Source organism: Pseudonocardia adelaidensis (assembly GCF_039543345.1).
In the GTDB taxonomy this organism is placed as follows: Bacteria; Actinomycetota; Actinomycetes; order Mycobacteriales; family Pseudonocardiaceae; genus Pseudonocardia; species Pseudonocardia adelaidensis.
This window is the reverse complement of sequence record NZ_BAABJO010000010.1, coordinates 72,887-82,247: the sequence shown is the minus strand read 5'-3', so window position 1 is coordinate 82,247 and position 9,361 is coordinate 72,887. Positions and strand designations below refer to the sequence as shown.

General features: G+C 71.6%; 6 protein-coding genes. 2 read left to right on the top strand and 4 right to left on the bottom strand.

Annotation, left to right across the window (positions count from 1 at the left end; genetic code table 11):
* The first annotated feature begins 413 nt into the window (after nt 1–413).
* A complete protein-coding gene (locus ABEA81_RS15475) occupies nt 414–2,840 on the top strand; it encodes an ATP-binding protein (RefSeq protein ID WP_345605779.1) in 2,427 nt (808 codons plus the stop codon).
* A 259-nt stretch (nt 2,841–3,099) separates the two neighbouring features.
* Entirely contained in the window at nt 3,100–4,581 is a 1,482-nt protein-coding gene (locus tag ABEA81_RS15470; protein ID WP_345605777.1) for a carboxylesterase/lipase family protein, read from the top strand.
* Between the two features lie 9 nt (nt 4,582–4,590).
* Here the strand turns inward: ABEA81_RS15470 and ppdK are convergent, their stop codons facing one another.
* From ppdK to ABEA81_RS15450, 4 genes are all read right to left on the bottom strand, one after another.
* Nucleotides 4,591–7,335: a pyruvate, phosphate dikinase gene (ppdK, locus tag ABEA81_RS15465; RefSeq protein WP_345605775.1), complete on the bottom strand. Its 2,745-nt coding sequence runs from the start codon at nt 7,333–7,335 to the stop codon at nt 4,591–4,593.
* Nucleotides 7,336–7,486: 151 nt separating this feature from the next.
* Nucleotides 7,487–7,846, bottom strand: coding sequence for an MmcQ/YjbR family DNA-binding protein (locus ABEA81_RS15460; RefSeq protein ID WP_345605773.1), 360 nt, complete (start codon nt 7,844–7,846; stop codon nt 7,487–7,489).
* Between the two features lie 44 nt (nt 7,847–7,890).
* The gene (locus ABEA81_RS15455; RefSeq protein ID WP_345605771.1) at nt 7,891–8,181 is read right to left on the bottom strand and encodes a hypothetical protein; all 291 of its coding nucleotides are present in this window, start codon (nt 8,179–8,181) and stop codon (nt 7,891–7,893) included.
* 564 nt (nt 8,182–8,745) lie between these two features.
* A complete protein-coding gene (locus tag ABEA81_RS15450; protein ID WP_345605770.1) occupies nt 8,746–9,225 on the bottom strand; it encodes a PLC family EF-hand domain-containing protein in 480 nt (159 codons plus the stop codon).
* Between the last annotated feature and the right edge of the window lie 136 nt (nt 9,226–9,361).

Sequence of the window (9,361 nt, the reverse complement as noted above, 5' to 3'; positions counted from 1 at the left end):
TGGTGCCACATGCCGGACCAACTCCCTGGGTCAGGGGAATCAACAGCTGGAACCCCGCGCATCGTGCGGGGAAGGAGATCCACCGTGCGAACGACATCGCACAGGTGGGAATCGTGCGCGCCACAACCGGCGCCGTTCCGTTGCGACCGAGTCGAGCAACGGAAGGTTCTGCTCCGGCTCGTGTTGCGACCGAGTCAGCAACACGAGCCGAGTGGAGCTGAGAGCGAAGCTATACCGGGGACGATGGCGGAAGAAGACAAGATCTGGACAGGCACCGCCGGATTCCAGACATCGAGGACGGCGGCGCGCACCGCCGCCGCGCTGGCGGGCCGCCCCGTCTCACCCCAGAGCTATGGTGGGCGCGCACATCACGGGCCGGAGGCCCGGCCGCGACTTGTGTGGGGTGGGGTGCCATGAAGCCTTCTTCCCCGCCGGACAACGGTGCCGGAGCGGGGGCGTTGCTACAGGCTTGGCGGGCACGGGCGCTTCTCACCCAGGAGCAGCTCGCCGAGCGATCCGGGCTCAGCGTGCGCACAGTCCGCCGCCTGGAGACGGGCCGGGGAATGCGACCCCAGGGCGTCACGCTCCGCCGACTGGTCGAGGCATTGCAATTGGGACCGGACCAACTGGAACAGCTTGCGGCAGCAACACATGCGCGACCGGTCGGACGCGGACCAGCGGATCAGGCCGACATGGCGGTGCTGCGACAATTGCCCGCAGCACCTCCACTGTTCACCGGCCGTTCGCCGGAGCTGACCGATCTGGAACGAGCTCGCGACATGAGCACCGTGGTGATCGCGACGATCGACGGAATGGCCGGGGTCGGGAAGACCGCCCTGGCACTGCAAGCAGCCCACCGGTTGTCGAGTGAGTACTCCGACGGGCAGATCTTCCTCGACCTGCACGGCTATACGCGGGGTGTGGACCCCGTGCAACCGGCCGAGGCATTGGATCGGCTGTTGCGTGCGTTGGGAGTGCCGGGGGAACGGATCCCGGCGCACACGGAGGATCGGGCCGCGTTGTACCGCAGCCGTTTGGCCGATCGGAAGATGTTGGTCGTGCTGGACAACGCGGTCAGCGAGGCGCAGGTACGGCCGCTGCTGCCGGGCTCCCCCGGGTCGCTGGCCATCGTCACCAGCAGGCGCCGGCTGATCGGGCTGGATCACACGCTGACGGTGTCGCTGGACGTGCTCCCGCAACCGGATGCGGTCGCGCTGTTCGCACGATCCGCGGCGGTCGACGCCGATGCCGCTGGGGTCGACGACGTCGTCGAGCTGTGCGGGCGGCTGCCGCTGGCTCTGCGGATCGCGGCCGCCCGGCTGCGATCGCGCCCGACCTGGGCGGCAGGGCACCTGCTGGAGCGGCTGCGTGATCGGCAGGAACGGCTCGGCGAGCTGGAGCTGGGGGAGCGCGGCATCACCGCGGCGCTCGACGTGTCGTACCTGCACCTCGACCCCGAGCTGCAGCGCGCGTACCGGTTGTGCGGCCCCCTCCCGGAGTCCAGCTTCGACGTCTACGTGGCCGCGGCGCTGATCGATGCAACGGTCGGCCGCGCCGCGCGGCTGCTCGACGAGCTGCTCGACGTGAACATGTTGCAGGAGCCGGTGCCGGGCCGGTTCGCGTTCCACGACCTGGTCCGCTCCCACGCATCGGCGGCAGCGAAACGCGAGCGACCGGATCGCGTTGCCGCGTTCGGCCGGATGTTCGGCTACTACAGCCACACCGCGTCGGTGGCGATGGACGCGCTGTTCCCCTACGAGCGGGAACGGCGCCCATCGACGCTCCCGGCCGCCACCCCGACACCCGATTTCCCCGGTCCGGCCGACGCCGCCGCGTGGCTCGACCTCGAGCTACCCAACTTGCTCACCGCTGCCCGGTACGCCGCCGAGTTCTGCCCGCGCAGCCACACGGTGCACCTGTCGACCACCCTGGACCGGTATCTGCGTACCCGGGACCGCTACGCCGAGGCCGAGGTGCTGCACCAACTGGCGCTGACCGTCGCCCGGCGCAACGGCGATGCGGCCGGGGAGGCGGACGTCCTCACCAGCCTGGGCCATGTCGACCGCAGGCAAGGCCGGACCGCTCTGGCCGCCGATCGCTACCACGGTGCGCTGGCGCTCGCCCGCTCCATCGGGAGCCTCCGGGCCGAGGTGGACGCGCTACTCGGCCTCGGTTTCCTCGTGACCCTGCAGGGCAGCCACCAGGTCGCGATCGAGCACGTCGGCCGGGCACTCGAGATCAGTCGCCGGATCGCGCACCGCAGCGGAGAGGCGGATGCCCTCTACCGCCTCGGCTGGCTGTACCTGGCGCAACGCGGACCTGCGCCCGGCGAGTCCGACCCCGGCACCAGGTACGAGCGGGCGGCCGGGTACTTCGAGCAGGCGCATGCGCTCGCCCGGGAGATCGGCAACTCCCTCGGCGAACTCCACAGCCTGCTCGGTCAGGCGTGGATCCACCGGGTGCTGGGCCGGCACGGACGGGCCGAGAGCACCTACGAGGACGGCCTTCGCCTGGCCGAACGGCTGCGCAACGACAACGGCGTGTTCGAGGCCCTGGACGGAATGGGACGCCTCGACTCCGCCGCGGGGCGCGTCGAGCGGGCCATCGCCCGCCACGTCTGGGCCCTCGAGCTCGCCACCAACCTCGGACAGCCCATCGACCGGGCCCGTTCCCACGACGGCCTCGCCCGCGCTCATCACGCGCTGGGCCGGCGGGAGGAGGCACGCCGGCACTGGCAGACCGCGCTGGACATCCTCTCCGGCCTCGGCGCGGACATCACCGTGGACGAGGAGTTCAGCACCGCCGGGATCCGGACCCGGCTCGACGAGTGCGACGCCTGACCGCGCGCATCCCCGCGAATCGAGCGGCGGGAGATCCGGGGGTGGGCACCTGCAGCCGGGGCCGCCGTCGGGAGATCCACCGGGAGGCGACGTGCACCCATGGTCGTCGACACGGCTTCGCCTCCGCGTGCGCTTCTCCGTCGATGAGCTGCGATCGGTCCGACGTTCTCCCGCAACGGCGCCGGGCACATCTGCTCCGAGGAGTCATCGGGCGTACTCCCGTGGAGGTACTGATCCACCGCGATGTGACGATGGCGCCATGAGCACCGATCCCGAGGTCTGCACTGCGGCGGGCACCGTGCGCGGCACGCGGCACGGCGCAGTCGCGGCCTTCCGCGGCGTCCCCTACGCCCAGCCACCGGTGGGAACGTTGCGGCTCCGAGCCCCTGTTCCGGCGAAACCGTGGGACGGGGTCCGCGACGCGTCCACGTTCGGCCCGCCGGTCCCGCAACAGTCGTCGCCCCTCGACGCTTCCGATGACTGGCTGACCGTCAACGTCTGGGCCCCCGACCTCGGAGCCGCCGGTCTCCCGGTGATGGTGTGGATCCACGGCGGGGCGTACCTGCATGGCAGCTCGGCCAGCCCGCACCACGACGGCGCGGCTCTCGCCGCGGGCGGCGCCGTCGTCGTCAGCCTCAACTACCGCTTGGGTGTGGAGGGCTTCGCCCACCTCACCGGCGCGCCGGACAACCGCGGCATCCTCGACCAGATCCTCGCCCTGCGGTGGGTGCAGGAGAACATCGCGGCGTTCGGCGGCGACCCGGCCAACGTCACGGTGTTCGGCCAGTCTGCGGGCGCGGGGTCGGTCGCGGCGCTGCTCGCGATGCCGGCAGCGGCAGGTCTCTTCCGCCGGGCGATCGCGCAGAGCGTGCCGGGCACGTTCTTCACCTCGCGGCTCGCGGCGGACGTCTCGACCGCGATCGCCTCGAGCGTCGGGGTCGAGGCCACCGCCGCCGGTCTCGCCCGGATCCCGTCGTCCGAGCTGGTGCGGGTCACCCAGGCCGTCGTCCGCTCGCTGCCGCGCCGGGTCAGGACCTGGGGGCCGATGGCGACGACCCCCACGCCGTTCTCGCCTGTCGTCGACGGTGACACCCTTCCCCGGTCACCCTGGGCCGCCCTCGCGGCGGGCGCGGGCCGCGGCGTCGACCTGCTCGTCGGGCACACGCGCGACGAGTACCGGGGCCTCGCGGCCCGGCGTGGCGGCGAGATCACCGATGTGCAGGCCACCGCCACGCTCGACAAGCTGGTCCCGGGCGGCAGCACCGCGTACCGCGCCGCCTACCCGGAGGCCGGCCCCGCGCAGCTGCACGAGCTGGTCAACTCGGACTGGCTGATGCGGATGCCCAGCCTCCAGCTCGCCGACGCCCAGCAGGCGGGCGGCGGCCCGGCGTGGACGTACGAGCTCAGGTGGGGCCCCGGGCCGGACGGCGCGGCCCACAGCCTGGACGTCCGGCTCGTCTTCGGCTCGATCGACGTCCACGCGCTGCGTTCGACGTTCGGTGCGGCCGTCGCCGACGAGGCTGTGCACCTGTCGGAGGTCATGCGCGCCGACTGGCTCCGCTTCGCGGCGACGGGCGACCCCGGCTGGCCGCGCTGCGCGCCACCGGAGCGCCCCACCCGCGTGTACGACGCCGAGCCGTCGGTGCAGCCCTATCCGGAGGAGCGCTCCCGCCGGATCTGGCAGGAGCACCCCTTCGACACGCAGGACCTCCTCGCGACCAGCAGCTCCCTCCTCGGGTAGGAGCCTGCCTCAGAGCCCGGTGTCGGCCGCCAGCGCCGCACGGCCGGCCTCGAGGCGGGCCACCGGCACCCGGTAGGGCGAGCAGGACACGTAGTCGAGCCCCGCGTCGTGGAAGAAGTGCACCGACTCGGGGTCGCCGCCGTGCTCCCCGCAGACACCCAGCTTGATCGTCGGACGCGTCTCCCGGCCGGACGCGACGGCCGTGCGGATCAGGGCGCCGACGCCGTCGCGGTCGAGCGACTCGAACGGCGACACCGTGAACACGCCCTTCTCCAGGTACGTCGCGAAGATCGACGCCTCGACGTCGTCGCGGGAGAAGCCCCACGTGGTCTGCGTGAGGTCGTTGGTGCCGAACGAGAAGAACTCGGCGGCCTCGGCGACCCGCCGCGCCGTGAGCGCGGCGCGGGGCAGCTCGATCATCGTGCCGATCGGGATCTCCAGCTGCGCACCCGAGCTCTCGGCGATGTCGGTGATGATCTGGTCGATCTCGTCGCGGATCAGGTGCAGCTCCATGACCGAGCCCACCAGCGGCACCATGATCTCGACGATCGGTGCGCCGCCCGCGTTCCGGCGCTCCGCTGCCGCCTCGGCGATCGCCCGCACCTGCATCGCGTACAGGCCCGGCACCAGGAGCCCGAGACGCACCCCGCGCAGGCCCAGCATCGGGTTGGTCTCCCGGAGCCGGTCCACGGCGGCGAGCAGCCGCTCGGCCTCCGGGTCGGCCTCGCCCCGCGCCTCGGCCACCGCGACCTTGACGGCCAGCTCGGTGCGGTCGGGCAGGAACTCGTGCAGCGGCGGGTCGAGCAGCCGGATCGTGACGGGCAGGCGGTCCATCTCGGTGAGCAGCGCGACGAAGTCGGCGCGCTGCAGCGGCAGCAGCTCCGCGAGCGCCGCCTCCCGATCGGCGGCCTCCTCGGCGAGCACCAGCCGTTCGATCAGCACGCGCCGCTCGCCGAGGAACATGTGCTCGGTGCGGCAGAGCCCGATCCCCTCGGCGCCCATGTCCCTGGCGCGGGTGGCGTCCTCCGCGGTGTCGGCGTTGGCGCGCACGCGCAGCCGCCGCGTGCGGTCGGCGTGGCGGAGCAGCCGGTCGACGGCACGCACGAGGTCGGCGGTTTCCGGGTCGGCCTCGGCGAGCGCCGCGTCGAGGCCCCGCTCCAGGTAGTTGACGACCGGCGACGCGACGACGGGCAACCGGCCGGTGAACACCTCACCGGTGGAGCCGTCGATCGAGACGACGTCGCCCTCGGTGAGGGTGGTGCCGTTGACCTTCACCGTGCGGGTCTCGACGTCGATGTCGAGCTCCTCGGCCCCGCACACGCAGGTGCGGCCCATGCCGCGGGCGACGACCGCCGCGTGCGACGTCTTGCCGCCACGGCTGGTCAGCACGCCGGCGGCGGCCACCATGCCGGCCAGGTCGTCGGGGGTGGTCTCGCGGCGGCACAGCAGCACGTCCTCGCCACGCCCGGCCCACTCGACGGCCGTGGCCGAGTCGAACACCAGCTTCCCGGAGGCGGCACCCGGCGAAGCCGCCATGCCGCGGGTGAGCAGCTCGCGTTGCGCGTCGGCGTCGAACTGCGGGAACAGCAGCTGCCCGAGCTGCTCCCCGGTGACGCGGTGCAGCGCCTCGTCCTCGGTGATCAGGCGCTCGTCGATCAGCTGGGTGGCGATGCGGAACGCCGCGGCCGCGGTCCGCTTGCCGACGCGGGTCTGCAGGATCCACAGCTTGCCGCGCTCGACCGTGAACTCGATGTCGCACAGGTCGCGGTAGTGCGTCTCCAGCCGCCGCATCACCTGGGTGAGCTCGGCGTGCGACGCCGGGTCGAGCCGGGCGAAATCTTCGAGCGAGAGCGTGTTGCGGATGCCGGCGACGACGTCCTCGCCCTGGGCGTTGCCCAGGTAGTCGCCGTAGGCGCCGGGCTTGCCGGTGGCCGGGTCGCGGGTGAAGCAGACCCCGGTGCCGGACGTCTCGCCGAGGTTGCCGAAGACCATCGCGCAGACGTTGACCGCGGTGCCGAGGTCGTGCGGGATGCGCTCGCGCCTGCGGTAGATCCGGGCCCGCTCGGTGTTCCAGGAGTCGAAGACCGCCCGCATCGCCATGTCCAGCTGCTCCCGCGGGTCCTGGGGGAACTCGCGCCCGGTGTGGGCGGCCACGACCTGCTTGAACGACTCGACGAGCGCGGTGAGCTCCTCCGCGGGCAGCTCGACGTCGGTGCGCGCGCCCGTGCGCCGCTTCGCCGCCTCCAGCGCGTCCTCGAACAGGGCACCGGGCATGCCCAGCACCGTCCTGCCGAACATCTGGATGAGCCGCCGGTAGGAGTCCCACGCGAAGCGCTCGTCGCCGGCGGCGTCGGCGAGCCCCTTCACGGAGTAGTCGTTCAGGCCCACGTTGAGAACGGTCTCCATCATCCCCGGCATGGAGAACTTCGCCCCGGAGCGCACCGAGACCAGCAACGGGTCCTGCACGTCGCCGAGGCGGCGGCCCAGCTGGTCCTCAAGCCTGCGCAGCGCCATCGTGACCTGCACCCGCAGCGACTGCGGCTCCTCGCCCTGGGCGAGGTAGTACCGGCAGGCCTCGGTGGTGATCGTGAACCCCGGTGGGACGGGCAGACCGAGCTTCGTCATCTCGGCGAGGTTCGCGCCCTTGCCACCGAGCAGGTCGACCTGCTCGCGGCTCCCGTCCGCGAAGTCGAACACGAGCTGGGCGCGCTGGGCGACCGTGGATCCGCCAGCTGCCGGACGTGGACGTACCACCGATGCCTCCCGCACACACGTGACCTGGACAAATCGATGACGCTACGGGCGCCGGGCCCGTCCTGTCCCCGTGCGCGCGACCCGAATCGATCCCGGAACCGTGCGAGTGGTGAGAACCACGCCCTTCGCGGGGAGAGAGGCCCGGCCGCGGCTAGGAACCCGACTGCAGGGCTGCGCGGGTGCGCGCGGGCAGCCCGGCGACGACCTGCTCGTAGGAGTGGTGCACGAGATCCAGGAGATCGTCGTCGGGGACGTCACCGTCCAGGCTGATCGTGTTCCACAGCCTCTTGTTGACGTGGTAGCCCGGGACGACCGACCGGTACTGCTCCCGGAGCTGGCGCGCCAGCTCCGGGTCGCACTTCAACGTGACGTCGGGTGGCGAGGCGTGCTGCTGGAAGATGGCGAAGACCTTGCCTGCCACCTTGTACACCGGCACACCCTCGGCGAACGGCTCGTCGACCGTGGCGTGCGGCATCCCACCGAGAACCGCGGCAAGGTCGTCCGGCGTCATGTTCCCGCTCCTCCTCGAGCCGCCGGTCGTCGAGCGTAGCCGCCTCAGCCCGGCGCCGGAGCCGGTTCGACGGGTGCAGGCGGTCGTGTGGTCTCCGCCGGTCTGGTCGGTCGCGCAGGCGTGGTCGGTGCCGGCATCGCGCTCGGCGTGGTGGTGACGACGTAGTCGGCCATGCGGACGCCCGCGCGGTCGTCCGGGGCCATCACGTCCGTGGCCGGATCGACGCCCGTCCCGTCGGAGGACCGGGCAACGGAGGCGGTGTAGGCGGTGCCGCCGGCGAGCACCCCGACGACGACGGCACCGGCGGCGGCCAGAGCACGAACGGAACGCGGCACGCGCGGAACTCCTCGGGAGAACGGCGGCCGCTCAGGGGGGAGCTGTCGCGGCGCCGCACGGGGTTGGGGGGCAACTCGGGTCTCGTCCGGGAACCACCCGCCGTTACGTGCTCGACGGATCGCGTCCACGGGACGGGCCACCGGAAGCGAGGTTGCGACATGATCAGCGCGCTGGCACGACAGCGGGCGGATTCGACCCGGGAGTGCGCCGAGCTGCTGATCGAGCCGCTGCGGCGTGCTCGCCGAGAGTGGAGCCGCCTTGGGGAGTCGAACCACCCCAGACCTACGCATTACGGGGCAGGGCGAGAGCCGTTCAGCCTGGTTCGAGGCGAGCCGGTTCCCAGGCGAGGAGCGAGAGCGAACCGGGGCCGAACCCCTGCGGACAGCAGCGAACTGCTACCCGAACTGCTCACAGACAGGGCCTGGGCACAGCACCGACCCCCGGGGACGTAGGTCCTTGCGCAGGATCCATTCGGCGGAGCGCGAGTCTGCCCATGACCAGGCCGAACAGCAGAGACACAAAGAGCTCGCCCCGACGGCGCCTTTTGAGGTGCGGAGCGTGCGTCAGTGGCTGGGAAGCCGATCGGTTGAGCCGTCGGCCAGCGCTCGGGTGATCTTCTCCAGGCCGCTCTTGACTAGTTCGCCGTACTCGTCATCGCCGAGCGCATCGCTCACGGTCCGGGCCTTGCTGAGAAACTCGTGGGCGCGGTTCGTATCACCGAGCCGCCGATGATCATCCGCGAGGCTCAGGTACAGCGACGGCATGAACCCTCGAACCTGCAACGACTTGTCGTACTCCTGCGCCCGCTCGTCGGTTACACCGGCAACAGCCGCCAGTGCACGCTCGTCCCACATCAGCTCGTCTCGGTCATCGTCCTGGAGATCGGCCAAGAAGTGCGCGATCACACAGCGGTGGAAGGCGTCTCCACCGCGCTGCTCGACCTCGGTCCAGATTGCCTCCAGGTCCTTCCTGGCAGTTGTTCGATTGCCCGCCTGCCCGGTTTGCACAGCAGCAGTCACGCGGTTCATCACCTCGTCTTCCATTTGCGCCTCTCCTGCTCGATGCTCGCGACCTGCACTCTCCACCCTGCTGTAGGTCGAGGGTCAAGCCTCGCCAGAACCCTGGCGATGCTCCGCTAGTGATCTCCTCGCGGCGCGAGGCTTGCCCTGCCGGGCTGTG

Excerpts from the sequence above, each read along its gene's own strand:
- ABEA81_RS15475 (WP_345605779.1), top strand. The coding sequence starts at position 414 with ATGAAGCCTTCTTCCCCGCCGGACAACGGTGCCGGAGCGGGGGCGTTG.
- ABEA81_RS15470 (WP_345605777.1), top strand. The coding sequence starts at position 3,100 with ATGAGCACCGATCCCGAGGTCTGCACTGCGGCGGGCACCGTGCGCGGC.
- ABEA81_RS15460 (WP_345605773.1), bottom strand. The coding sequence starts at position 7,846 with ATGACGCCGGACGACCTTGCCGCGGTTCTCGGTGGGATGCCGCACGCC.
- ABEA81_RS15450 (WP_345605770.1), bottom strand. The coding sequence starts at position 9,225 with ATGGAAGACGAGGTGATGAACCGCGTGACTGCTGCTGTGCAAACCGGG.